The 25,086-nt window shown below is 59.2% G+C and carries 26 protein-coding genes; 15 read left to right on the top strand and 11 right to left on the bottom strand.

The features are described from left to right. Positions 1-137 precede the first annotated feature (137 nt). The 3 genes from PGR6_RS08345 to PGR6_RS08335 all read right to left on the bottom strand — a co-directional run bounded on the left by PGR6_RS08345 (position 138) and on the right by PGR6_RS08335 (position 2,662). Positions 138-977, bottom strand: coding sequence for a hypothetical protein (locus tag PGR6_RS08345; RefSeq protein WP_018929983.1), 840 nt, complete (start codon positions 975-977; stop codon positions 138-140). Between the two features lie 172 nt (positions 978-1,149). Next, positions 1,150-1,944, bottom strand: a complete 795-nt coding sequence (locus PGR6_RS08340) for a substrate-binding periplasmic protein (protein WP_026331946.1) — start codon at positions 1,942-1,944, stop codon at positions 1,150-1,152. A 94-nt stretch (positions 1,945-2,038) separates the two neighbouring features. Further along, the gene (locus PGR6_RS08335; RefSeq protein ID WP_064616776.1) at positions 2,039-2,662 is read right to left on the bottom strand and encodes a TetR/AcrR family transcriptional regulator; all 624 of its coding nucleotides are present in this window, start codon (positions 2,660-2,662) and stop codon (positions 2,039-2,041) included. 190 nt (positions 2,663-2,852) lie between these two features. Here PGR6_RS08335 and PGR6_RS08330 point away from each other — a divergent pair, with 190 nt between their 5' ends. The 8 genes from PGR6_RS08330 to ppnP all read left to right on the top strand — a co-directional run bounded on the left by PGR6_RS08330 (position 2,853) and on the right by ppnP (position 12,143). Next, positions 2,853-4,643 (top strand): acyclic terpene utilization AtuA family protein, encoded by a 1,791-nt coding sequence (locus PGR6_RS08330; RefSeq protein ID WP_177343075.1) that lies wholly within the window; start codon positions 2,853-2,855, stop codon positions 4,641-4,643. Between the two features lie 12 nt (positions 4,644-4,655). Next, complete coding sequence (locus PGR6_RS08325) at positions 4,656-5,555, top strand: SDR family oxidoreductase (protein ID WP_064616772.1); 900 nt, start codon at positions 4,656-4,658, stop codon at positions 5,553-5,555. A gap of 2 nt (positions 5,556-5,557) precedes the next feature. After that, the gene (atuC, locus tag PGR6_RS08320; RefSeq protein WP_064616770.1) at positions 5,558-7,174 is read left to right on the top strand and encodes a geranyl-CoA carboxylase subunit beta; all 1,617 of its coding nucleotides are present in this window, start codon (positions 5,558-5,560) and stop codon (positions 7,172-7,174) included. A gap of 23 nt (positions 7,175-7,197) precedes the next feature. Beyond that, positions 7,198-8,355 (top strand): citronellyl-CoA dehydrogenase, encoded by a 1,158-nt coding sequence (gene atuD / locus PGR6_RS08315; RefSeq protein WP_064616768.1) that lies wholly within the window; start codon positions 7,198-7,200, stop codon positions 8,353-8,355. Continuing rightward, on the top strand, positions 8,352-9,149 hold the full coding sequence (locus tag PGR6_RS08310; RefSeq protein ID WP_064616766.1) for an enoyl-CoA hydratase/isomerase family protein: 798 nt from the start codon (positions 8,352-8,354) through the stop codon (positions 9,147-9,149). Before atuD ends, PGR6_RS08310 begins: the two co-directional genes overlap by 4 nt. Before the next feature lie 53 nt (positions 9,150-9,202). Beyond that, a complete protein-coding gene (locus tag PGR6_RS08305) occupies positions 9,203-11,164 on the top strand; it encodes an acetyl/propionyl/methylcrotonyl-CoA carboxylase subunit alpha (RefSeq protein WP_064616764.1) in 1,962 nt (653 codons plus the stop codon). 71 nt (positions 11,165-11,235) lie between these two features. After that, positions 11,236-11,784: an exonuclease domain-containing protein gene (locus tag PGR6_RS08300; protein ID WP_018929992.1), complete on the top strand. Its 549-nt coding sequence runs from the start codon at positions 11,236-11,238 to the stop codon at positions 11,782-11,784. 74 nt (positions 11,785-11,858) lie between these two features. Beyond that, entirely contained in the window at positions 11,859-12,143 is a 285-nt protein-coding gene (gene ppnP / locus PGR6_RS08295) for a pyrimidine/purine nucleoside phosphorylase (RefSeq protein ID WP_018929993.1), read from the top strand. Positions 12,144-12,211: 68 nt separating this feature from the next. Here ppnP and PGR6_RS08290 read toward each other — a convergent pair whose 3' ends face one another. Together PGR6_RS08290 and PGR6_RS08285 are read right to left on the bottom strand one after the other, a co-directional pair. Further along, on the bottom strand, positions 12,212-13,015 hold the full coding sequence (locus PGR6_RS08290; RefSeq protein ID WP_019582506.1) for an MOSC domain-containing protein: 804 nt from the start codon (positions 13,013-13,015) through the stop codon (positions 12,212-12,214). A 140-nt stretch (positions 13,016-13,155) separates the two neighbouring features. Continuing rightward, on the bottom strand, positions 13,156-14,091 hold the full coding sequence (locus PGR6_RS08285; protein WP_018929995.1) for a chemotaxis protein CheV: 936 nt from the start codon (positions 14,089-14,091) through the stop codon (positions 13,156-13,158). Between the two features lie 462 nt (positions 14,092-14,553). On the opposite strand from PGR6_RS08285, the gene PGR6_RS08280 reads away from it, so the two are divergent. The 3 genes from PGR6_RS08280 (at position 14,554) to PGR6_RS08270 (ending at position 17,071) form a co-directional block, all read left to right on the top strand. Continuing rightward, positions 14,554-15,024: a hypothetical protein gene (locus tag PGR6_RS08280; protein WP_019582507.1), complete on the top strand. Its 471-nt coding sequence runs from the start codon at positions 14,554-14,556 to the stop codon at positions 15,022-15,024. Between the two features lie 497 nt (positions 15,025-15,521). Beyond that, complete coding sequence (locus PGR6_RS08275) at positions 15,522-16,415, top strand: sensor histidine kinase (RefSeq protein WP_018929997.1); 894 nt, start codon at positions 15,522-15,524, stop codon at positions 16,413-16,415. Then, positions 16,412-17,071, top strand: a complete 660-nt coding sequence (locus PGR6_RS08270) for a response regulator (RefSeq protein ID WP_019582509.1) — start codon at positions 16,412-16,414, stop codon at positions 17,069-17,071. Before PGR6_RS08275 ends, PGR6_RS08270 begins: the two co-directional genes overlap by 4 nt. Here the strand turns inward: PGR6_RS08270 and yegS are convergent. Then, positions 17,055-17,972: a lipid kinase YegS gene (gene yegS / locus PGR6_RS08265; RefSeq protein WP_064621210.1), complete on the bottom strand. Its 918-nt coding sequence runs from the start codon at positions 17,970-17,972 to the stop codon at positions 17,055-17,057. The genes PGR6_RS08270 and yegS overlap by 17 nt on opposite strands. Before the next feature lie 324 nt (positions 17,973-18,296). Here yegS and PGR6_RS08260 point away from each other — a divergent pair, with 324 nt between their 5' ends. Further along, positions 18,297-18,605 (top strand): hypothetical protein, encoded by a 309-nt coding sequence (locus PGR6_RS08260; RefSeq protein ID WP_064616762.1) that lies wholly within the window; start codon positions 18,297-18,299, stop codon positions 18,603-18,605. A gap of 66 nt (positions 18,606-18,671) precedes the next feature. Here PGR6_RS08260 and PGR6_RS08255 read toward each other — a convergent pair whose 3' ends face one another. Together PGR6_RS08255 and moaB are read right to left on the bottom strand one after the other, a co-directional pair. Beyond that, a complete protein-coding gene (locus PGR6_RS08255) occupies positions 18,672-19,898 on the bottom strand; it encodes a molybdopterin molybdotransferase MoeA (RefSeq protein WP_064616760.1) in 1,227 nt (408 codons plus the stop codon). Beyond that, entirely contained in the window at positions 19,882-20,421 is a 540-nt protein-coding gene (moaB, locus tag PGR6_RS08250; RefSeq protein WP_007940044.1) for a molybdenum cofactor biosynthesis protein B, read from the bottom strand. The genes PGR6_RS08255 and moaB overlap by 17 nt, the downstream gene beginning before the upstream one ends. Before the next feature lie 81 nt (positions 20,422-20,502). Between moaB and mobA the strand changes: the two genes are divergently transcribed. Further along, entirely contained in the window at positions 20,503-21,105 is a 603-nt protein-coding gene (mobA, locus tag PGR6_RS08245) for a molybdenum cofactor guanylyltransferase MobA (RefSeq protein WP_064616757.1), read from the top strand. A gap of 76 nt (positions 21,106-21,181) precedes the next feature. Next, positions 21,182-21,403, top strand: coding sequence for a YgdI/YgdR family lipoprotein (locus PGR6_RS08240; protein WP_064616755.1), 222 nt, complete (start codon positions 21,182-21,184; stop codon positions 21,401-21,403). An 84-nt stretch (positions 21,404-21,487) separates the two neighbouring features. On the opposite strand, the gene PGR6_RS08235 is transcribed toward PGR6_RS08240, so the two are convergent. The 3 genes from PGR6_RS08235 to PGR6_RS08225 all read right to left on the bottom strand — a co-directional run bounded on the left by PGR6_RS08235 (position 21,488) and on the right by PGR6_RS08225 (position 23,174). After that, positions 21,488-22,378: a pseudouridine synthase gene (locus tag PGR6_RS08235; protein WP_064616753.1), complete on the bottom strand. Its 891-nt coding sequence runs from the start codon at positions 22,376-22,378 to the stop codon at positions 21,488-21,490. 72 nt (positions 22,379-22,450) lie between these two features. Then, on the bottom strand, positions 22,451-22,771 hold the full coding sequence (locus PGR6_RS08230) for a hypothetical protein (RefSeq protein ID WP_007895054.1): 321 nt from the start codon (positions 22,769-22,771) through the stop codon (positions 22,451-22,453). Positions 22,772-22,931: 160 nt separating this feature from the next. Beyond that, entirely contained in the window at positions 22,932-23,174 is a 243-nt protein-coding gene (locus PGR6_RS08225) for a glutaredoxin family protein (protein ID WP_019582515.1), read from the bottom strand. Between the two features lie 199 nt (positions 23,175-23,373). Between PGR6_RS08225 and PGR6_RS08220 the strand changes: the two genes are divergently transcribed. Further along, a complete protein-coding gene (locus tag PGR6_RS08220; RefSeq protein WP_064616751.1) occupies positions 23,374-25,086 on the top strand; it encodes a cation:proton antiporter in 1,713 nt (570 codons plus the stop codon).

Genomic DNA, 25,086 nt, shown 5'->3' with positions numbered 1-25,086 from the left:
CGGTAATCGTCGACAGTTAACTGAGGTGACGTGAGCCGGGCATGGAAATTTAACGAAAAATACCGCGAACCTTAATCAGCATTCGCGGTGGCATGCACAGCCTGGATCAGTTCCAGGCCATTGACGTTACGCAGGTGCTAGATCGACCTGACCCAGATTTCGCGGAAGGCATAGTCATTGCCGTTTCCGGTGGCGACATGGTTAACGATCTGCAACTCCATCTGTGATGCACTCGCGGTAAACGTGCCTTTGAGCGGAGCCCAGGCCATTGACGAAATTTCCGTCGCGGGGGCAATGACTTGCGCTCCGCTGTTGAGTGACAGCACCGGAACCGAATAGCTGTTGTTCCACCTGCGCACGGTCACCCCGAACTCATAGGACCGACCCACTTCCAGCCCCTGAAAGGTCTTTTTCAACACCGTGCCGGCAGAGTTGTTGGTGTAGGTGTTGTCGAATAATACGTAGATATCTCCATCTTTGGTGATGGTGAGATCCCGTGGATCAGTCGCAGCGTCGCCCCTCATCCAACCATTCCAGTTATTGGTACCGTCTGTTGCCGAGAAGGTCGTTGTATCGTCGAAAGGCGCCTGGACCTCAAGACACAATGTCGGGAACAGCACCGGGCCAGCACAACTGCCTCCATCCAGCGCCGCCTGAAAAACAAACGCGAGATGGCTCCCGTCTTTCAGATTCTGCAAAGACGCCCAGGCAATATTGCGACGCCAGCCCTCCTGGAACTCTTGTTGCGTGACGGGCTCGGCGTCGGCCACTCGCAGCATCACTGGCGAGCCGTCGGCTTGTTGACCGCAGACATGCAGCGTTGTCTTTTGATTAACCACCATGAATGGCCAACGCGCCACCTCGACCGTGACACCGGCCGAATCATCAGGTTTTTTCAGAACGAGTACATCGTTGACGGCTTGTGGCACCACAGGAGCGGGCACACAGGAGAGAGAAACCAACGCGGGGTTTGTCATGACAGAAATCCTTTCTGAATGAGCGCCAACCCCTCCATGGGGTCGGACACAGGAAAGGAGCTAAGACCACGTGAGGGGAAGCGTCTACTGTCAATTCGACCATTCGAACAGCAAAACATAAATACCAGATGAATGGTCGTCCGCCCCCCCTGCCCAACGGAAACTCTATCTGTCAGTGCTTGCCCACCGGCACCAGGGCAATTTTGTAGGGATCGAAAATCTTCAGCATCTGGCCGTTGTTTCGCAGGCCTTGCAGCAACTTGCCGAATGCTTCCCCCGTAATCGGCGCCTCTGGACGAATCAGCGCGTAATGGTGATAGACCTGATCGATGCGTTGCGACACCAGCAACTGCTCGCCGACTTTTTCGTTGCGCAGCAGGTAATCGCTCAGATAAGAGCGTGTCACCAGGGCAATGTCCGCTCGCCCGCGCAGCACCATCAGCAGGTTGCTGTCGTGGGAATAGGTCAGCGTGGCGTTGTAGGTGTCGGCCAGGTACTTGGGATCGGCGTTGAAATTGGCAAACTCGTAGTGATAGCCGCTGTACAGCGCCAGGCGCTTGCTCGCCAGATCCTTGAAGTAGTTCTCATCGCGACCGGGTTGCTTCTGCGCGACAAAGATTTCTGCATCTTCCAGGCCCATGTCGACATCGGTATGCGGTATGTCCTTCCAGCCCCACTCCGGGTTCTCGAAAATGGCCATATCGACCCGGCCTTCCTTGAAGTCATTGAAACGCCGGGGAATCGAGGTGGGCACCAGCACAAACTGATAATCGGTTTGCAGCTGATTCAACGCTTCCACCAGTTGCGGCAGCAGACCGGTGTCGGCACCGGACTCCGGGCGCACGGTATAGGGTGGAAAATGGGCGGCCCCGACCCGCACCTGTTGCGCGGCCTGAGATGGCAACACCCAGCACACCGCAAGCGCCGCCAGCAAAAGCCGCGACGCCATTCGAATTGATGAAGACATCAAAACAGCACACTCCCCAAAAAAATACTCACCAATGCATACAAACTAGGCGGTTTCGTCAACTTAGCCAGTTTCTTGCCGAGATAGACGGCTCTTACCGTTCTTCAAGCACCAAAATCAGCGCTTCATCGGCCAATTGATCGAGGTTCATACTGCCATCGGCGCGAAACCAGGTGGTGGTCCAGGAGAGCGCGCCCGTCAGGAAGCGGCGGGTGATGAACACGTCGCCCCGGATAAAACCGGCGTCCTTGGCTTCTCCCAGCACCTGCAGCCAGATGGCTTCATAAATATCGCGCAGCGCCAGAACCTGCGCCTGGCCTTCCTCAGACAGCGAACGCCACTCATACACCAGCACCGCCATGGCCTCGCCACTGCCGCCCATGATCGACTGCAATTCGCAGCGAATCAGCGCCAGCACCCGCTCGCGCACATTGCCGGCCTCGGCCAGCGCTGCACGCATCAACGCGGTGTTGTAGCGAATGGTCTCCTCCATCACTGCCCGCAGGATCTCGTCCTTGCTCTTGAAGTGATGAAAAATGCTGCCTGACTGAATGCCCACCGCACTGGCCAGGTCGCGCACGGTGGTGCGTTCATAACCTTTGTTGCGAAACAGGTGAGCGGCCACTTGCAGCAGTTTGCCGCGGGCGCTGTCGGGGTCGGTCAATTGGCCGCTGTCGACCAATTCGCGCATCACCCTCAGGGCTTTTTGCTCGTCCACCCGTTCTCTCCTACAGTCGATCAATCAAATGCGCCGCTGCCCGTTAAAACAGCAGGGTTGCGCGGGCAATTTAAGCTGGCGGGGGCGACCAAGCAAGCGCTCGGGAAGAAGATAATCAAGGCGCTTACAAACCAAGCGCTTGCTTGGTAGTCTCGAAGCACTTCTGTCGCAGGTGGCTATGGAGTTGACTGTGCCTAAAACAATTCGCATCGGTTGTGCCAGTGCATTCTGGGGCGACACCTCGACCGCCGCCGCGCAACTGGTGGAGGGCGGGCGACTGGACTATCTGGTGTTCGATTATCTGGCCGAAATAACAATGTCGATCATGGCCGGGGCGCGGATGAAAGACCCCGCCGCCGGCTACGCCAGCGACTTCATCGAAGTCCTCAGCCCCCTCCTCGAGCAGCTCGCGAAACAACAGATCCGGGTGATCAGCAATGCCGGCGGGGTTAATCCACAGGCCTGCGCCGTTGCCCTGCAAACGGCCTGCGACAAGGCCGGGGTGGCGCTGAAAATCGCCGTGCTGTCGGGTGACGACCTGCAACCGCAGTTCAAACACCTGAGCAGCCTGGGTATCCATGAGATGTTCAGTGGCGCACCCCTGCCGCTGATGTGCGTGTCGACCAACGCCTACCTCGGCGCACCGGGCATCGTCGAAGCCCTGCGCTTGGGCGCCGACATTGTGATCACCGGGCGCGTGGTCGACAGCGCCGTGGTCAGCGCCGCGCTGGTGCATGAGTTCGGCTGGTCGTGGCACGACTACGACAAACTCGCCCAGGCCGCATTGGCCGGGCATCTGATCGAATGCGGCGCCCAGTGCACCGGCGGCAATTTCACCGATTGGCATGACGTGCCCGACTACGAACACATCGGCTTTCCGATCGTCGAAGTCGGTGCCGACAGCCAGTTCATCGTCAGCAAACCCGACGGCTCCGGCGGTCTGGTCACACCGCTGACGGTTGGCGAGCAGATGCTCTATGAGATCGGCGACCCACAGGCCTATTTGCTGCCCGATGTAGTGTGCGATTTCAGCCAGGTCAAACTCGTGCAACAAGGCAAAAACGCGGTTCAGGTGCATGGCGCGAAAGGCTTGTCGCCGACCGCTCAGTACAAGGTCAGCGCAACGTACCCGGACGGTTTCCGCTGCACCGCCAGTTGCCTGATCGCCGGGATCGATGCCGTGGCCAAGGCCCGACGGGTCAGCCAGGCGATCATCAACAAGACCTCGGAAATGTTTAGCCAGCGCGGCTGGGCGCCCTACAGCGAGGTGAACATCGAACTGCTCGGCAGCGAAGCCACTTACGGCCCCCACGGCCAGCGCCAGGACAGCCGCGAAGTGGTGATCAAACTCGCCGTGCGCCATCCGAGCAAGCAGGCCTTGATTCTGTTCTCCCGGGAAATCGCTCAGGCTGCCACCGGTATGGCGCCTGGGCTGACGGGAATCGTCGGCGGGCGGCCGACGGTGTATCCGTTGATCCGGCTGTTTTCGTTCCTGATCGACAAAACCGCCTGCACCTTGGAGATCGACCTTGCCGGTGAGCGCCATCCGTGTGCCCTGCCCGCCCTCGATGCGCTCGACCCAGCTGACTTGCCGCTGCCGTTCGACCCACCCAAAACCACAGAGCGTGCCGACGCCAGCGTGGCCTTGATCAAACTCGCCGTGGCGCGCTCCGGCGACAAGGGTAACCACAGCAACATCGGCGTCATGGCCCGCCACCCCGACTACCTGCCGTGGATCGCCGAAGCACTGACACCCGAGGTGATGGTCGACTGGATGAGCCATGTCCTCGACCCGATTCACGGACGCGTCGAACGCTGGTATTTACCCGGCACTCAGAGCTTTAATTTTCTTCTGGAAAACGCACTCGGTGGCGGTGGCGTGGCCAGCCTGCGGATCGATCCGCAGGGCAAGGCGTTCGCCCAACAACTGTTGGAAATCCAGATTCCGGTGCCCCAGCGCATCGCCGATCAGTTCAATTAGAGGACTGTCGCCATGGCCTATGACTCGATTTTCAAACCCGATCTGTTCACCGGCCAAACCATCATCGTCACCGGTGGCGGCAGCGGCATCGGTCGTTGCACCGCCCATGAGCTCGCGGCCCTCGGTGCGCACGTGCTGCTGGTGGGGCGCAATGCCGAAAAACTGAAAAAGGTCACTGCCGAAATCACCGAAGACGGTGGTAAAGCCGATTGGCAGGTCTGCGATATCCGCAATGAAGACGCCGTTACGCAGCTGGTCAGCGAGCTGATCCGCAAACACGGCCCAATCCACGGGCTGGTCAACAATGCCGGCGGGCAGTACCCCTCGCCGCTGGCGTCGATCAATCAGAAAGGTTTCGAAACCATCCTGCGCACCAATCTGGTGGGCGGTTTTCTGATGGCTCGCGAGGTGTTCAATCAGTCCATGAGCAAGCACGGCGGCGCCATCGTCAACATGCTCGCCGACATGTGGGGCGGCATGCCCGGCATGGGCCATTCGGGCGCGGCGCGCTCGGGCATGGACAACTTTACCAAGACCGCCGCGTTCGAATGGGGCTACGCCGGCGTGCGGGTCAACGCCGTCGCGCCGGGCTGGGTCGCGTCCAGCGGCATGGACACCTACGAAGGCGCGTTCCGGGCGGTAATTCCGACGCTGTGCGAACACGTGCCGCTCAAGCGCATCGGCACCGAATCGGAAATCAGCGCGGCGATTGTGTTCCTGCTCAGCCCGGCAGCGGCGTTTGTCAGCGGCAGCACGTTGCGCATCGATGGTGCCGCCAGCCTCGGCGGGCGGGCCTGGCCAATGCACAAGGCGCAGAACAGTCACTCGTACAACGGCTTTCACCGCGCCTATTTACCTGAAGTACTCAGGCCGGACGCCTCCAAACCAGACGAACCGAAGGACAAGGAATAACCATGCCGGTCATCCAGTCCCAGATAGACCCGTTCAGCGAACCGTTCGCCCGCAATCGTGCGGCCATGCTGGCCGGCATTGAGCAGGTCCGCCAGCTCGAACAGAACCTGTTGAATAAAGCCGCAGAAGCCAAACCGAGGTTCGACAAGCGCGGGCAATTGCTGCCCCGGGAGAGGCTGAACCTGCTGCTTGATCCCGGCGCGCCATTCCTCGAGCTGGCGAGCCTGGCCGGCTACAAGCTGCACGACGACAAGGACGGCAGCGCGGCCGGCGGCGGTTTGATCGCCGGGATCGGTTACGTATCCGGCGTGCGGGTGCTGGTGGTGGCGAACAACAGCGCGATCAAGGGCGGCACCATTTCCCCCAGCGGCCTGAAAAAGTCCCTGCGTCTGCAGCAGATCGCCATGGAAAACAAACTACCGGTGATCACCCTCGCCGAGAGCGGTGGCGCCAACCTCAACTATGCGGCGGAAATTTTCGTCGAAGGCGCGCGCAGCTTTGCCAATCAGGCGCGGATGTCGGCGATGGGCTTGCCGCAGATCACCGTGGTCCACGGCTCGGCCACGGCGGGCGGTGCTTACCAGCCAGGGTTGTCGGATTACGTGGTGGTGGTGCGCGGCAAGGCCAAGCTGTTTCTCGCCGGCCCCCCGCTGCTCAAGGCAGCCACCGGTGAAGTCGCCACCGACGAAGAACTGGGCGGTGCCGAGATGCATGCACAAACCGCCGGCACCGCCGAATACCTGGCCGAGAACGATGCCGATGGCGTGCGCCAGGTGCGCGAGATTGTCAGTCTGTTGCCGTGGAACGATCAGTTGCCGTGGTTACCGGAACGTCGGTGGGAAGAGCCCCTCTACCCCATCGACGAACTGCTGGGGCTGATCCCGGATGACCCGAAAAAACCTTACGACGTGCGTGAAATCATCGCGCGGGTTGCCGACGCTTCGAACTTCCTCGAATTCAAATGCGAGTTCGATCAGCAGACGGTGTGCGGGCATTTGCAGATCCAGGGTCGAGCCTGCGGTTTCATCGGCAACAACGGCCCGATCACCCCCAAAGGCGCGAGCAAGGCCGCGCAGTTCATTCAACTCTGCGACCAGAGCCAGACGCCGTTGCTGTTTTTCCACAACACCACCGGCTTCATGGTCGGCACCGAGTCGGAACAGCAAGGCGTGATCAAGCACGGCGCGAAAATGATTCAAGCGGTGGCCAATGCCCGGGTGCCTAAACTGACAATCGTCGTCGGCGGTTCCTACGGTGCCGGCAATTACGCGATGTGCGGCCGCGGTCTCGACCCGCGCTTCATCTTCGCCTGGCCCAACAGCCGCACCGCGGTGATGGGCGGCGCCCAGGCCGGCAAAGTGCTGCGGATCGTCACCGAAGCCAAACAACTCAAGGACGGATTGGTGCCCGACCCGAAAATGCTCGACATGCTGGAACAAGTCACCGCGCAGAAACTCGACAGCCAGTCCACCGCGCTGTATGGCAGCGCCAACCTGTGGGATGACGGGCTGATCGATCCACGGGATACCCGCACGTTACTTGGATACTTGCTGGACATCTGCCATGAGGCCGAGGTTCGGGCGCTGCAACCCAACAGCTTTGGTGTCGCCCGCTTCTAAGGGCGATCAGGAGAACAATAAAAATGATCTTCACCCAGGAACACGAAGCACTGCGCCGCACCGTCCGCCAATTCGTCGATCACGAAATCAATCCCCACGTCGAGGAATGGGAAAAGGCCGGGCGCTTTCCGATCCATGAGATCTTCCGCAAGGCTGGCGACCTCGGTCTGTTGGGAATCTCCAAACCGGAAAAATTCGGCGGCATGGGCCTCGACTACAGCTATTCGATTGTGGCGGCCGAAGAGTTCGGCACCATTCATTGCGGCGGCATTCCGATGTCCATCGGCGTGCAGACCGACATGTGCACCCCGGCCCTGGCGCGTTTCGGCTCCGATGAACTGCGCGAAGAATTCCTGCGGCCGGCGATCACCGGCGAGCAGGTCGGCTGCATCGGTGTTTCCGAAGTCGGCGCGGGCTCCGACGTCGCCGGGCTGAAAACCACCGCCCGCAAGGACGGCGACGACTACGTGATCAACGGCAGCAAGATGTGGATCACCAACTCGCCGAGCGCCGATTTCATCTGCCTGCTGGCCAACACCTCGGACGACAAACCGCACATCAACAAGTCGCTGATCATGGTGCCGATGAGCTGCCCCGGGATCAGCCTCAGCTCGCACCTGGACAAGCTCGGCATGCGCAGCTCGGAAACCGCCCAGGTGTTTTTCGATAACGTGCGCGTGCCGCAACGCAACCGCATCGGCCACGAAGGCGCGGGGTTCATGATGCAGATGCTGCAATTCCAGGAAGAGCGGCTGTTCGGCGCGGCGAACATGATCAAAGGCCTGGAGTACTGCGTAGACAGCACCATCGAGTACTGCAAGGAGCGCAAAACCTTCGGCAACGCGCTGATCGACAACCAGGTCATCCACTTTCGCCTGGCCGAACTGCAAACCGAAATCGAATGCCTGCGGGCGCTGGTCTACCAGGCCACCGAGCAATACATCAAAGGCCAGGACGTCACCCGTCTGGCCTCCATGGCCAAACTCAAGGCCGGGCGACTGGGCCGGGAAGTCAGCGACAGTTGCCTGCAATACTGGGGCGGCATGGGCTTCATGTGGGACAACCCGGTGGCCAGGGCTTACCGCGATGTGCGGCTGGTATCGATTGGCGGCGGTGCCGACGAAATCATGCTGGGGATCATCTGCAAACTCATGGGCATCCTGCCGGGGAAAAACAAATGAGCACCCTCCCCACCTGTCAAACCCTGTTGCTCGGCCTGCATGACAGCGTGCTGCACATCACCCTCAATCGTCCCGAAAACCGTAATGCCATGAGCTTGCAGATGGTCACCGAACTGCGTGCGGTGCTGGCGGCGGTTCGCGATGATCGGCAGATTCGTGCGCTGGTGATCGGCGGTGCCGGCGGGCATTTTTGTGCCGGTGCCGACATCAAGGACATGGCCAACGCCCGCGCTCAAGGCCAGCCCGCCTACCGCGATTTGAATCGTGCGTTCGGTGTGCTACTGCAAGAGGTGCAACACGCGCCGCAAGTGGTGATTACGGTGCTGCAAGGTGCGGTGCTTGGCGGCGGCTTCGGCCTGGCCTGCGTCAGCGACATCGCGATGGCCGATCATCAGGCGCAGTTCGGCCTGCCGGAAACCAGCCTCGGCCTGTTGCCGGCGCAGATCGCGCCTTACGTGGTGCAACGCATCGGCCTGACCCAGGCCCGCCGACTGGCCCTGACCGCCGCACGCTTCGATGGCACCCAGGCGCGGCGCATGGGGCTGGTGCATTTTGTCGAACATGACCCACAAGCCTTGGCCGAACGCCTCGATGAGGTGCTGGCCCATGTGTTGTGTTGCGCACCGGGGGCGAACGCGGCGACCAAAAAGCTGTTGCTGGCGAGTGCCGGACAACCCTCGGATGATCTGCTGGATCAGGCAGCCGAGTGGTTCAGCGAAGCAGTGACCGGGGCTGAAGGGATCGAGGGGACGATGGCTTTTGTGCAGAAGCGCAAACCAGGGTGGTCCGTTTAAGAGCTTCGCGAGCAAGCCCTTACATTCACCGCAAAAAACCAAGGGAATAACCGATGCCCGCCCTCAAAAAAATCCTGATCGCCAACCGCGGTGAAATCGCCTGCCGTGTCCAGCGCACCGCGCAAGAGCTGGGCTACCGCACCGTCGCCGTATTCAGCGACGCCGACGCCGATGCGCTGCACGTGCAGATGGCCGACGAAGCCGTGAACATCGGCCCAGCCCCGGTGCAGCAGTCTTATCTGAACATCCCGGCCATCATCGACGCCGCCCGGCGCACCGGTGCCGATGCAATCCATCCCGGTTACGGCTTCCTCTCGGAAAACTCAGGCTTCGCCCTCGCCTGCCAACAAGCCGGCATCATCTTTATCGGTCCCAGCTCCGAAGCCATCGAGCTGATGGGCAGTAAACGGCTGTCGAAACTGGCCATGATCAAAGCCGGCGTGCCCTGCATCAAAGGCTATCAGGGCAGCGAACAGGACGACGCCACCCTGCGCCGCGAAGCCGAACGCATCGGCTATCCGCTGATGATCAAGGCCAGTGCCGGCGGTGGCGGTCGCGGCATGCGCCTGGTGCACAGCGCCGCCGAATTGCCGGAACAGCTCCGTAGCGCACGCTCCGAAGCGCTGCACGGGTTTGGCAGCGACGAATTGATCCTCGAACAAGCCTTGATCGATCCGCGTCACGTTGAAATTCAGGTGTTCGGCGACCAGCACGGCAACCTGATCCACCTCGGCGAGCGCGACTGTTCGATCCAGCGCCGCCACCAGAAAATCATCGAAGAAGCGCCCTGCCCGGCGATGACCACCGAGTTGCGCCAGGCCATGGGCGAGGCGGCGCTCAAGGCGGGTCGCGCGGTGAATTACGTGGGGGCGGGTACCGTGGAATTCCTACTGGATGCTCACGGCCGGTTTTACTTCCTGGAGATGAATACCCGGTTGCAAGTGGAACATCCGGTGACTGAACTGATCACCGGCCTCGATCTGGTGGCCTGGCAATTACACATCGCCGAAGGGCAACCGCTGCCGCTACGACAGGAACAGGTGCAGCTCAACGGGCATGCCATGGAAGTGCGCCTGTACGCCGAAGATCCGGCCCAGGGATTTCTGCCGCAAACCGGTCGAATCGTGGCCTGGGAGCCAGCGATCCAGGGCAGCGTACGGATCGACCATGGCCTGATCGAAGGCCAGTCTGTCAGCCCGTTCTATGACCCGCTGCTGGGCAAGCTCATCGCCCACGGTGCCACCCGTGAAGAAGCCCGACGCAAGTTGCTGCGGGCGATACAGGACAGTGTGCTGCTGGGCGTGCAGAGCAATCAGCGCTTGCTCGCCAATCTGCTGGAACACTCCCAGTTCATCAGTGGCGAGTTCAGCACCGGGTTCATCCCCACGTACTTCGCCGACCATCCCTGCCTGCACCCTCATGCGCCGAGCGCCGACGAGCTGGCCATCGCCGCGGTGCTTTTTTATCAAGTATCAGCGCAGGCTCACCCCGCCCCGCTGGCCGGTTGGCGCAACAACGCCAGCGCGCCTCTGCACTATCGGATCGGCCTGGAGGATCAGGAATGGCCGGTCGAACTGCACGCTGAACCTGGCAAGCTCTACCGTGTTCAGGTTGGCGCCCGGCCCCTCGAACTGAAGGTCATCCAGTGCGACGGACGCTGGGCCACCCTGCAAATCGACGGCATCCGCCAACGCCATGCCTACCGCCTCGAAGCCGGGCAACTCTGGTTGTTCACGCGCCCCGGCAGCCTGCGACTGGTCGATCGGACCCGGGCGCTGGTCAGCGGCCAGGCCAGTGTCAGCTCCGGCACGCTCAAGGCGCCGATGGACGGGGCGATCGTCGACGTATTGGTCAGTGAGGGCAGCCCGGTCAGCAAAGGGCAACTGCTGGTGGTGCTTGAAGCGATGAAAATGGAGCATCCACTCAAATCGGGTATCGACGGCGTGCTCAAGCGCTTGCAGGTCAGGGTCGGCGACCAGGTAAAAAATCGTCAGATTCTGTTGGAGGTCGAATAAGCCGCTAGGCGGATCCGCCGGGTTTGGCTACGCTCAAGCCCTATCAGGATGCGGATACCAGGAAACCTGCAATGCCTCACTGGCTGGTCATTGATCTGGAAGCCACCACCGATGAGGGCGGCTGGCCAGTAACAGAAATGGAAATCATCGAAATCGGCGCCACCCTCGTGGACCGCAAAGGCCGGGAACTGGATCACTTCCAGTGCTTCGTGCGCCCGTTGCGTCGGCCCCTGTTGACCCCGTTTTGCCGCGAATTGACCCACATCACCCAGGCCAATGTCGATGCTGCCCAGCCCCTGAGCGACGTCTGGGTTTCGTTCGAACACTGGCTCGACCAACATCTCTCGAATCTGGAAGGCTGGGCCAGTTGGGGTGACTACGACCGCAAACAGCTGCTTCAGGAATGGCAGCGGCTGCAACTCGACAGCGCCCTGAGCCGGGTGCCGCACATGAATCTCAAGCAACGTTTTGCCAAGGCCTGTCGACTGGAGCGCCCGCTGGGGCTTAATGGCGCCCTGCAACTGGCGGGCCTGCAGTTCAACGGTCAGCAGCATCGGGCGCTGGAGGATGCGCGCAATACCGCGCGCCTGTTACCGCTGATTTTCCCCGCCAATCCTTGAGTGCAGGAGGTGACGCCTATCGACACCTTGTGCATACTGGCCGGCCCTTTTTAGCCCTTTTCGAGGAATCGCCCATGTTTAAAGTCAACGAGTACTTCGACGGCACCGTCAAGTCGATCGCCTTTGGCACCGCTGAAGGTCCGGCGACCATCGGCGTCATGGCACCGGGCGAATACGAATTCGGCACCAGCCAGCGTGAAATCATGCACGTGGTGTCCGGCGCCCTGACCGTCAAACTGCCTGACAGCAGCGACTGGCAAACCTTCGCCGCCGGCAGCCAGTTCAACGTGCCCGCCAACAGCAAGTTCCAGCTGAAAGTGGCCGTCGACACCGCTTACCTGTGCGAATACCGCGGCTAACCCCCTAGGGTTTCACAGCGAAAAAAAATGCCCGTGTCCAAGAACACGGGCATTTTTTTTCAGGGCTGCTATTCGAGGATCGTCACCGGCATGCCGACTTCGAGCCGACCGTTACCGTCATTGACCAGGTTCTGCCCGAACATCGCGCCGTCCTCTTGAGCCCGATATTGCTGCAAGGTCGCCAGAGGCTCGCGGTCGTCGCTACGTTCGCCGGTCTGCGGGTCGATGGTGGTCAGAATGCAACGTGAGCAGGACTTGACCACGCGGAACTCGACATCGCCAATACGGATGCGCTTCCAGCCATCTTCGGCGAACGCCTCGCTGCCCTCGATCACCAGATTGGGCCGAAAGCGCAGCATCTCCAGCGGTCGCCCGACCCGTTGCGACAAGTCTTCCAGCGACGCCTGGCCAATCAGCAACAACGGAAAACCGTCGGCAAAAGCCACCTGATCGTCGTCCTTGCCGTAGCCGGCCTGGGTGGTCCGCGCACGATCGAGCGGCACATGCACCAGACGCGTCGGCTTGCCGATGAACTCACTGACCCAGGCAGCCGCAGCAATGCCGGCATCGGGCACGCGCAAGGTGTCGCGCCAGATGGTCACGCCACGCAGCTCTGCATCGCTGGCGGGCAAGGCGATATCGATCGGTGAATGGCCTTGGGCACTGAGGGTCAAGCCACCGCTTGCGTTCCACAACGCCGACAGCTGACTCATTTTCGCCTCCGCGCGCTGGGTCAGAAAACGCCCGCTGGCCTCGTCGACCAGCATCCAGCGCCGGTCGCCGTCCAGCCCCAGTTTGTCCAGGCTGACCTGATTCAAGGTCTCGCCCTTGCCGGATTTCAACGGAAAACGATAAAGCGCGCTCAGATGCATGGCCACAGCTCCCTGGTGGGCAAAAACGCCACCCTATACGAGCTTGATCGCCGAATCAAAGACCCTGTGGCGAGGGGGCTTGCCCCCGTTGGGCTGCACAGCAGCCCCAAACCCTGCCACCGCGTTTTTCCAGATTGTTATCAGGCCGGCACTTCGTCGAGCATCAGGCGCTGACGCACCACGTCGACGAGTTTGTCGGGCTGGAATTTGGAGAGGAAGTTGTCGCAGCCGACCTTCTTGACCATCGAGTCATTGAAGCTACCCGACAGCGAGGTGTGCAGGACCACATAAAGGCCGCGCAAACGGGGGTCGTTGCGGATCTCGGTGGTCAGGCGATAGCCGTCCATCTCCGGCATTTCCGCATCGGTGAAGATCATCAACAGCTTGTCAGTCATGTTCACACCGGTATCAGCCCAGGCCTTGAGCATGTTCAGCGCCTTCAAGCCATCACTGGCAATATGCATTTTCACGCCCAACTGACCCAAGGTGTCGCGCAATTGCGACAGAGCCACGTTCGAGTCATCCACCAGCAGCACTTCACGGCCACGGGCGCGCTCCAGAACCGGATCGTCGAGTTTGTCGCGAGAGACCTTGGCGTTGTACGGCACGATTTCGGCCAGGACTTTTTCGACGTCGATGATTTCCACCAGCTGATCGTCGACCTTGCTGATGGCGGTCAGGTAATGCTGGCGACCGGCGCTGGTCGGCGGCGGCAGAATGGCTTCCCAGTTCATATTGACGATGCGGTCCACGCCACCGACCAGAAATGCCTGCACCGAGCGGTTGTACTCGGTGACGATGATCGTACTGGTGGGGCTTGGCACCAGCGGACGCATGCCGATGGCTTGGGACAGGTCGATCACCGGCAGCGTCTGGCCACGCAGGTTGACCACGCCACAAACAAAAGGGTGGCGCTGCGGCATCAGGGTCAGCTTCGGCAGCTGCAGCACTTCCTGGACCTTGAAGACGTTGATCGCGAACAATTGCCGTCCGGCCAGCCGGAACATGAGAATTTCCAGGCGATTCTCACCCACCAGTTGCGTGCGTTGGTCTACCGTGTCGAGAATGCCGGCCATTAATGACTCCTGGGCTTGTTCTGATGAATTCACTAAAGAGAGTTATCGGCAGTTTTTGCCGAATCTTGACCCCCGGACAAAATGCCATGCCCAAGCATTGATGTCACATTAACATCATGCTTTACTGACCCCGTGAATTCATCTGCTTCATCCCTTGCGGCGCGACCTTGGTTTGCACGTTAGGTTCCCCTGTGTAAGGGATTCCCCTAGGCACAATCAGGCCCAACCTGATATTCGCAATATCCAATAGCCATTAATGTGACGCCATTCTCATTGCATGAACGGAGTCAGGCTTTTGTGTGCGATCGCAGGTCAGTGGCCATCCACTCTTTCGAGTTCCCCAGTCGGTGCCCAAGCCTGCCAGAGCGCGATCTCACCAAGGCATGGCAGCGCCGGGACACGTAAGGTTCTCGTCGACACACACGACATTCCCTCATCTGACATGACGTTGTGGAGATAAGTATGGCGAACAACCCTAAAGAGTGGGCCCAGCGAATTCCGGAGTTTCTCGTCGAGGCTGAAACACTCCTGGCCAAGTCCGAGGAGTGCCTGAGTCATTTGCAGTTGATCAGCAATGACAAGGACGCCATCGATTGCATGCTCAGCACCCTTCTCAAGCTGGCAAGCAAGGCCGATGCCTTGGCACTGGCAACGGTTTCGGAATTCTCGCTGCACATTCATGGATTGCTGAGCCACGCCCAGAATCACATGGACCTGCATGATCAGGCCCTGGATGCGCTCAAGGATTGCTTCACGTTAATGGCCTGGCAACTCGAACTCATCGACCAGACCACCGGTCAACTCGGCCTCGATGACAGTGAACAGACGTCCCTGATCGAAGCGTTTGCATTTCAAGTGGGACAAAGTCAGTTTCAGCCGCCCAGCCACTCCAAGCAGTTCAGGCTCGTTTCGTTCTCTGAACGGCAGGCTTAAATTCACCAACCCCGTGTTGCGTGTTTTTTATTGTAATGATGCCGCCCTGTAACTTTAGTGTGCGCATACCGCAATTGAATATTTCATACCCGTCGATGCGATGGCAGCTCGAAACAAATAGATACCCCCGCCCCGACTTCAGATAGTGCCTGCCAATAGAAACTAAACGCCTGGCACACTCGATATCTTTCGAAGATAAAAATCAAAAAGTTTTTCCATTGTGGAACTATCGTCCAGAAACGTTATTTCCTGAAGGTGCCTACCTATGTGCCGAACGCGACCAACGGTATCTTAAGTGGTATTATGCCGCCCATTCGTTGACGTCAATTAATGACAGAGTGCCCCTTGGCGCGAACAAGCTCATAACATTGAAGGCTTTATTTCGAGCATTGCACTGCCATCATTAAAGGCGACTCATACAACCTATTTTCAAACAGAGACCCGTCAGCCCTTATGACCGGTCTGCCCGCAGCGAACATCCATTGGCTCCATCCGCTATGTACGCCAGCCTCAAGTCAATCGCCCTGTGGCCACCCTCCCGAAAAAGCGCGCGCCGGTTCACGCTTTTCGTGTGCACCTGCTCGACGCTTGGCAGCCTGTTGGTCTACAGCTTGTCGATGCCTCTGCCGGTGAGTCTGCTGGTGCTCAATACTGCGGCGCTGACCTGCGTCTGGGTGGGGCATCGCCTCTCGCTCAAATCGATAAAGTTTCAGCCTCAAGAATTGGCCGACCGTCTGCTGGAAGTTCAGGAAAATGAACGTCACCGGCTCAGTCGGGAACTGCATGATGATATTGGCCAATTGCTGACCGCCGCAAAACTTCAGAGTGAATGGCTCAAACGTCGATTGCCTGAAGAACTGCAGGGTCAATGTTCGGTCCTCTGCGATACGCTGGACGAAACCCTGACCAAAGTTCGTGATGTATCAGCCATCCTGAACCCACGACAGTTGACCAGTCTCGGGCTGGAAGCCAGTCTGCGTGCACATTTACTCAGAACCCTGGCCAATACGTCCGTGAACTGGAGCCTGGAATGCCATCAACGTTTGACTGGCATACCGGAAGAAATGGCGGTGGCGGCCTTTCGCATCACTCAAGAGGCGGTTACCAATATGCTGCGCCATGCCGAAGCCAGGAATCTGTTGGTCCGCCTGCAACGTCTGCCCCAAGGCCTGACGTTGTTAATCAGTGACGATGGCCTGGGGTTCGAGCCAGCGGCAGACCCTGCTCGCGAGGGGCAACGCGGAATGGCCGGAATGTCGGAACGGATCGATCAGTTGGGCGGCACGCTGACCGTGACCAGCGAGCCGGGCAAAGGCACTCAAATCGAAGCACTCTTCCCCTGGGCGCCCCGTGCGCTGGAACGGGCCAGTACGAATAAGGTTATGCGTTGACTTGTAACTTACTTCTGGTGGACGACCACTCGCTTATCAGGGCTGGCGTGCGCGCTCTGGTGCTGGATATTCCCGGCTATGCGGTCATTGGGGAGGCCAGTGACGGCTCGCAGTTACTCGAGATGGTCGAGCAACTGTCCCCGGACATCATCCTGCTGGATATCTCCATGAGGAAAACCGGTGGCCTTGAAGCCTTGCAGCGACTCAAACGAGTACGTCCGCAGTGCAAAGTGCTCATCCTGTCGATGCACACCGACCCGGCGCTCATCATGCAAGCACTCGAATCCGGGGCTCATGGCTACCTGCTCAAAGACACCACGGCCACCGAGCTCGAACATGCCCTGGATGCCTTGCGCAATAACGAACGCTACCTGAGCCCGGCCATTGCCCACACCGTCATCAACCAGGCGCTGACCCGAACCCAGAAAAATCAGGCGCCAACCCAGGACTCGCACAACCTGACGGCACGCCAGCTGGAAATCCTGCGATTGATTGTTCGCGGAAAATCCACCCGGGAAATTGCCAATGGCTTGGGCCTGAGCATCAAGACTGTCGAAACCCACCGCTCGCAGATCATGAAACGCTTGCAGATCTACGATGTGGCCGGCCTGGTGTTGTTCGCCGTGCGCGAGCAAATCATCAGTCTGGACGATTAGCCGGATTCGAGCCGCTCAGCAGCGGCGAGCCCTCGGGCAAATGCACCCGCAATGCCGCCGGCCGTGCCGAAAACCGCAGGCTATCGCCCTCCAGAGGCTCACCATCAAGGTTGATATAAAGGCCCTCCGATACTTTGATCTCGACCCATGGCAAGCGGGCTCGCACAAACATGTTGTCGATTCCGAAGCCATCGGTCAGCAGGTCTTTCAAGGTACCGACCACTTCCTGGGGCGCGGGCAAAATGCTGATATCCAGCAGACCATCGTCAGCCAGCGCCTGCGGGCACAACATATGACCACCGCCAGCCTGTCGGCCATTGCCGATGCCTAATGCCAACAACTCACCGGCCCAGTGAAAATCCGGCCCCTGCAACTCGCCATAGGCCGCATGCAACTCACTGAAGCGCGATAAACCGGTGAAGAGATAAGCCGCGCCGCCAAGAATTTTTTTCAGTTCCTCGGAAGTATTGGCCGTGACCTGACTGCCAAAGCCGCCCGTGGCCATGTTCAGAAAAACCTGCCCACCCACCTCCCCCAGATCAATGGTATGAGGGGCGGCCTCCAAAAGCTCCAGCGCTTGAGCGGGCTCCAGGGGCACACCCGCGGCGCGTGCAAAATCGTTGGCGGTGCCCAAGGGCAAAAGCACCAGGCTGGCCTGAGTCGAATGCGCCGCCATGGCTTCGGCGATATCACGCAAGGTGCCATCGCCGCCGCCGGCAATCAGCTGCGTATAGCCCGCCGTCAACGCTTCCCCCACCAGCCGCTGCGCATCACCAGCCTCCCAGGTCAGTCGAACAGCCAGTTCCCAGCCTTGTTGGCGCTTGCCTTCGACAGCTGAACGGACCTGCTCATTGAGTGCCTGCTTGCCATGCAGAATCAACAGCGCCTTGCGCTCGTTCATTTTGATCACCCCCCTTTCCGAATCCGTATGGGAGATGTTGACCTCGCAGCCCCTCATAAAAGTCGCAAGGATTTCAATTATTTCCTGGGGAAGGACACTTGAGTCCTACAGAGCGGTATTTTTTCTTACAAAACCTGAGGAATCGGCTCAATTGACCCATCAGGGCAATTGGTACACCGTTGTGTCAGCGGTTATCAGTCATCACCAGTAAATTACACAGGGATGTGCAAACAATGAATGGAACCCCTTTAAGGTCCTCAAAAATCGTAAGTAATAACCGTATCGGCCACCTGAATGGTTTTAACGCAAGGAGCCAATTATTCCATGCAAAGCCATGACCTCAGACTACCGGTAACTCCGGTTGCGCCGTTCTCAGACAATCACGTCAGTCAGCAGGCTGAATTCAAAAGCAGCGCAAAGCCCACCGGAGAAGTTGATATGGAACCTCGCGTCACTGAACTGGAGACACATCTCAAGTACATCCGCAGAGACCTGGATGAAGTCCGCGGCGACGTCAAATCCATCAAGCACAGGCTTGCCTATTCAGCTGGCGGAACAGCTGTGGTCCTGGGGCTTTTGAGCTGGATCTCCAATAGTCGCTTCGACCAGGTCGTGACACTTCTGGCAAATTAAGGAACGGTCATGCACGCAAGCCCCAACGCTTTCGACCGGGCTTGCGTGGCAGAACCAGGACCTGCATCAGCCCAGGACTTCACTCAACGGGATGAAGCTCACACTATCACCCTCGATCAGTGTACGGTCCTCCAGCACTTCAACCAGACCGTCCGCCCAGGCGGCACTGCGCAGTACGCCAGAGCTCTGATTCCTATAGATGATTGCCCGGCCATTCTCCAGACGTCCGCGCAAGTACTCACGTCGGTTACCAGCCTTTGGCCAGACAAACCCTGCCGGTACCTGAAACTTCAGGGGTTCGATCTCTTTTACGCCTTGGCGGCGCAAGAGGTAGGGCCTTGCCAACAAAGCAAAAGTCACCAGGGTTGACGCCGGATTGCCGGGCAAACCAATGACAGGCACACCGCGAAAATGCCCGAACGTCAGCGGCTTGCCTGGCTTGATGGCAAGCTTCCACAGGGTCAACTCGCCCTCTTCCCGCAAGGCAATGCCCAGAAAGTCGGCTTCTCCCACCGATACGCCACCGGTGGAGAGAATCAGGTCGACATCCTTCAACTCGCCGAGACGGGCACGAGTGGTCGCTAAATCATCGGGAAGAATGCCAGCATCGATCACCTCACAGCCCAAGCGCTGCAACCAGCTGCAAAGCAACACTCGATTGCTGTTGTAGATCTGTCCCGGTCCAAGGGCCTGGCCCGGCTCAATCAGCTCATCCCCGGTAGACAAAACCGCAACACGAACCTTGCGAACCACATCCAATTCAGCGCATCCCAACGATGCCGCCAGCCCCTGTTCGATGGGCCCCAGGCGTGTACCGGCGGGCAAGATCAACTCACCGGCGGTGGTTTCCTGGCCTTGTGGACGGATGTTCTGCCCCGGCGTCATGGTCTCGGTGAAACGTACCCGCTCATCCGCCTGAACCTCGGCGTTCTCCTGCATCTCGACACAGTCGGCTCCCGCGGGCACAGGCGCGCCGGTGAAGATCCGCGCACAGGTCCCAGGCTTCAAGGGCTCCGGAGCCTGACCTGCAAAAATCTTCTGGCTGACCGGCAACGGTTCTCCCGTCCAGTCGGCGACGCGCAAGGCATACCCATCCATGGCACTGTTGGGCCAAGGCGGCAGATCAAGTGTCGAAACCAGATCAGCAGCCAGTACACGCCCCTGAACCTGCGCCAACGGCAAGCGTTGGTACTCATGAATTCTCGAGGCGTCGGCCATTTCCAGTAGCCGCGCGAGCGCTACCTCGACAGCCATCAGGCTGCCAGTCTTGCCTGGCTTACCCGCGGGATTCACAGGGTGCCGCCTGTTTCAGATGAGTCACGAAATTGCACGGACGGTGCCGGGAATCCAGTTGTTCGGCGAGAATACCGTCCCAACCGGTGCGCACCGCATTGGTCGAACCCGGCAAGCAGCAAACCAGCGTGCCATTGGCCAGACCGGCCAAGGCCCGGGACTGAACCGTGGAAGTACCGATATCCGCCACCGATATCTGCCGGAACAGTTCACCAAAACCATCGACCTGCTTATCCAGCAGGCAACTCACCGCTTCAGGCGTGCTGTCACGACCGGTAAACCCGGTACCGCCAGTGATCAGCACCACTTGCACGACTTCATCGGCAATCCAGTTGGCCACTTGCGCACGAATTTTGTAGAGATCATCTTTGAGCAATACACGGGCCGCCAGGTTATGACCGGCAGCGCTCAAGCGGTCGACGAAGACCTGGCCTGAGGTGTCGGTTTCCAGGGTACGGGTATCGCTGACAGTCAGCACCGCGATGTTGAGCGGTGCGAAAGGTACATCAGCCTTGGCTTTCATAGGCTCGTCCAGTTGTAGGAGAAACAGCCCGGTGTTATATCACAGCGCCTCATTTTTTCGCCGCCCCCATGGAGAAGTGCAATGACCTCGGATACACCTTTGGCGCCGTGCTCCATTTTGCTCCTGGCGGGCGGGCGTGGCCAACGCATGGGCGGTCAGGACAAGGGTTTGCTGGAATGGCACGGCGAGCCACTGATCGCGCATCTGCACCGCAAGACCCGTCTGCTGAGTGATGATCTGATCATCTCCTGCAACAGAAACCTGGAGAAATATGCGCCTTATGCGGATCAGCTGGTCCATGACGATGAAGGCGACTTTCCGGGACCATTGGCGGGTATTCGCGCTGGCCTGAAGGCCGCCCGCCACACGCACCTGCTGGTATTGCCCTGCGATGTGCCATGCATCGATGCGGCGCTGCTCCAGAACATGCGTGAAACTGCCGCGCAGCATCCGGACAAACCGCTGATGCTACGCCATGGAGAACACTGGGAACCTTTGCTGTGCATGATTCCCGTCGCTCTTTCAGGGGCTTTCGAGACGGCCTGGAACGAAGGCGAGCGCAGCCCGGGCAGACTGATGCGCAAATTGGGCGCCATGGCCCTGCAGTGCCCCGAGAACGACTCTCGCCTGGCCAACCTCAACACGCCGGAACTGTTAAGCACGCATCACACTGTGTCAGACTGATAATTGAAGGAACTTGCGCGTGTTGCATACGTCTCAAGCTCAGCAATCAAAAGATTTTCCATTCGGAGACACACCCATGACCCAACGGACCCTCGCCACTTTCATGCTCGCCCTGGGCCTTGCGACCCTCGCCGGTTGTGCATCGCCTTCAGTGATCACCTTGAATGACGGTCGAGAAATCCAGGCCGTCGACGCGCCTAAGTACGATAAAGAATCGGGCTTTTACGAGTTCGAACAGCTGGATGGCAAGCACACCCGCATCAACAAGGATCAGATTCGTACCGTTAAAGAGTTGTAATCTTTGCGGCGACCATCGGATACAGAAAAGCCCGCTTTTAAAGCGGGCTTTTTCGTGGCAGAAGAAAAACAGGATCGCCTATGATCACCACTCCAGAGTGATTGTGCTTTCGAACTCTCTTTCGTGCCCCGTAACCGGATCGACAAATCGCAACCCCTGGGCGAGCAGCTTCAAGGGATTGGCATAGTCGTCTTCAACATCCTTGAGCACCTGCGGATAGAACGGGTCATTACAGATACCAGCCCCCAGGGCCGCCATGTGCACTCGCAACTGATGTTTCTTGCCTGTTACCGGGTAAAGCGCATAGCGCCAGAACTCACCGTTTTTTTCCCGGACCTCGACAGCCGTCTCGGTATTGCTGACGCCCGGACCTTCCTGCATGCGAAAGAACGGTTCGCCATCGATGAGTCGACTTTTATGAACCATCGGGAAGGTCAGTTCAGGCAATGCCCGGGCGATTGCTTCGTAGCGTTTTTCGATCTGGCGTGTAGGAAACAATGTCTGATACGCCGACCGACTCTGAGGATTGGCTGAGAACAGCACCAGCCCTGCCGTATGCCGGTCAATACGATGCAAAGGCACCAGATGCGGGTTATCCAGTCGCCGGATCAGTCGTCGCAGCAATGTCTGCTCCACATACTCCCCAGCCGGCGTCACCGGCAGGAAGTGCGGTTTGTCCGCCACCACCAGATGCTCGTCGGCATAGAGGATCGACTCCACCACCGGGATCGGTTTTTCGTCCGGTACTTCACGAAAATAATGAATCCGCAGACCTTCCTTGTAAGGTAGATCCAGGGCGATCGGCATGCCTTGTCCATCGAGGACACGACCGCGAGCAATTCTGTCCAGCCATTGCTCACGACCGATGGCGCTGAAGTGTTCGCACAGGCAATCGAATACGGTCTGCCACGGACCAGGCGGCAGATAGAGCGTGCTGGCCTGGTTGTGCGCAGCAGAAAACGATGAAGTGGACATACGAAAAACTCTAACCCTCAATGCAGGGCAGCATTATCCAACAGTGGCCGGAACGAACCTAGAAGAGAATCCTCAGGCCGGTATTGACTGCGTTCGAGCGGCCGCTTCGGTGAACTCCTTGAGCCAGCGCAGCACATCGACCGCTTCCCAGCGACCCGGATCATAGAGCGCATACAACAACCCCTGATAGCCCACGACATCGAGCTGCCGGTGATAACCCGCACGCTGGAACAAGGCTTCGATTTCGGCGAAACAGGTATTGAAATGCAGTTTGTTGAAAGGCGTTTTTCCTTCCGTGACCAGACCATCCAGACGCAACTCGAGAACCGCCTCGCGCACCACGTCCGCCGACATCCGGTTCACGCTGTTCTTCAATTGTTCGACATTGACCACATTTCATCCCTCTGACGTCCGGGATCATCTGCCCAAACCCGAACAGGGAGAAGCATGGCAGGCAATCCGAATAACTGTATAGACATACAGTAACCGAATAACCAACCTTTCGCCAACGAATGAAACGAGGATCGCGACAGGTGGGGCATCGCCAGCAGTGTCAGGACTCGCGCAGGAACGCCACCACCTGCTCGGCACTAAACGGCCAGCCCAGTTCAGCGCCGGTATCGACCCGACGCAACACCGGAATACGCAGGCTGTAGGCTTCGAACCAGGTTTCATCATCAGCGATATCCACCAGCTCCACCAACAGACCACGCTCGACAAACTCCATCAGCATGGCTTCGGCGACTTCACAAAGATGGCAACCAACGGTGCCGAACAGCTGACATTCAGGAGGCATGACGACAAGACCAAACGAAGTAAGCGCTCATTCTAGGCCCGCCATCAAACGCAGTCGAGCCGACGTCCGAGCAACGGTGACTTCAAGAGATTTCAGCAAAACTCTGACGCAAATCATTTGCGTCGCCGGTCATTTGCGCAATGCTCGCGTCTTTTTTGCCTCTACGCTTGAGTAGCCAGAACCCTCACCGGAGTTTTTTGTGTTTGCCAACTTGTTGATCATCCTCGCCTCCTCCCTGGTGGTGATTGCACTGTTCCAGCGCCTGCGTTTGCCACCGGTGCTGGGCTACTTGTGCGTAGGGCTGATGATCGGGCCGACAGCGTTCAACTGGGTGAATGAAAACGAAGATTTGCCCGATCTGGCCGAATTGGGCGTGGTGTTCCTGCTGTTCTCCCTGGGGCTTGAGTTTTCCCTGTCGAAGATGCTCGCACTGCGCCAGGTGGTGTTTGGCCTGGGCAGCCTGCAAGTGCTGGGGTCCGGGATCTTGCTGGGAGCTTTGCTGATGCTGTTCGGCATGCCGATCACACCAGCCCTGTTACTCGGCGCCGGTCTGGCGCTGTCGTCTACCGCCATTGTCAGCAAGGAGTTGAGCAGCCTCGGCGAAATATTCAGCCGTCACGGCCAGAATGCCATCGCCGTGCTGTTGTTCCAGGACGTGGTTGCGGTGTTGCTGCTGACGCTTGTGCCGGTGTTCGCCGGCAGCAGTGACCAGGCCTGGTATTGGGCGCTGCCGCTGACACTGGCCAAGACCCTGGTGCTGTTCGTCGGTTTGCTGCTGGTCAGTCGCTGGTTTCTGCCACGGCTGTTCCATGAAGTCGCCGCGGCCCGGTCCGCGGAGCTGTTCGTGCTGTTGGCACTGGTGATTGTTCTGCTGACGGCCTGGCTGACTCACCTGCTCGGCCTCTCTCCTGCCCTGGGCGCCTTTCTCGCCGGCATGCTGCTGGGGGAAAGCCATTACCGACATCAGATCGAGGCCGATATCCGTCCGTTCCGCGATATTCTGCTCGGAGTATTCTTCGTCAGTATCGGCATGCTGATCGACTTGCGCCTGTTTGCCAGCCACGGCCTGCTGATTCTCGGTCTGACGTTGGGGTTGCTGCTGATCAAGGGCACCCTGGTCGCACTGCTGGTCAAATGGCGCGGCAGCGATGGCGAAACTGCATGGCGCAGCGGCCTGGCATTGGCCCAGGGGGGTGAGTTCTGTTTTGCCCTGATGGCGCAGATGCAACAGAACAAACTGATGCCCGCCGACCTCGGCGGCCTGCTGCTGGCGGCCACGTTCTGCTCGATGCTGGTAACGCCTTTACTTCTGCGCGCCGCTCCCCGCATCGCCATGCGTCTGCACCGCAAACCCAACAAAGCAGCCGAACTCGAAGAAATCAGCGCGCTCAATGCCGGCCTGCACAATCACGTGGTGATCTGTGGCTACGGCCGCGTCGGTCAATCCATCGGGCGTTTCCTGCGTCATGTTCAGCAACCGTACATCGCGTTGGACACCGATCCGGTGCGGGTCCAGGAAGCTGTGGTCAATGAAAGCAGTGTGCACTATGGCGACTCACGCCGCGGCGAGCTGCTGATCGCGATAGGGCTGGAGCGCGCAAGACTGTTGGTGGTTGCCGTGGACAAGACGGACATCGCCCTGCTGATTCTCAAGGAAGCACGGCGGTTCAACCCGACCGTGCCGATCCTGGTGCGCACCCGGGATGACAGCCAGTTGGCCGAGTTGAAGGCGGCCGGTGCCAGCGAAGTCGTACCCGAGTTGCTGGAGTCCAGCCTGATGCTCGCCTCCCACGCTCTGATCATGCTGGGCATACCCGGCCAGCAGGTGCAGGACCGGGTCGACCAGGTACGGCATGACCGCTATCGCCTGCTGCACGATTTTTACCCTGACGCCGACGATGAGGAACGCTGA

It is taken from the genome of Pseudomonas sp. GR 6-02 (assembly GCF_001655615.1).
Classification (GTDB): Bacteria; Pseudomonadota; Gammaproteobacteria; order Pseudomonadales; family Pseudomonadaceae; genus Aquipseudomonas.
The sequence above is the reverse complement of the archived record's forward strand: the minus strand, read 5'-3'. Positions and strand labels throughout refer to the sequence as shown.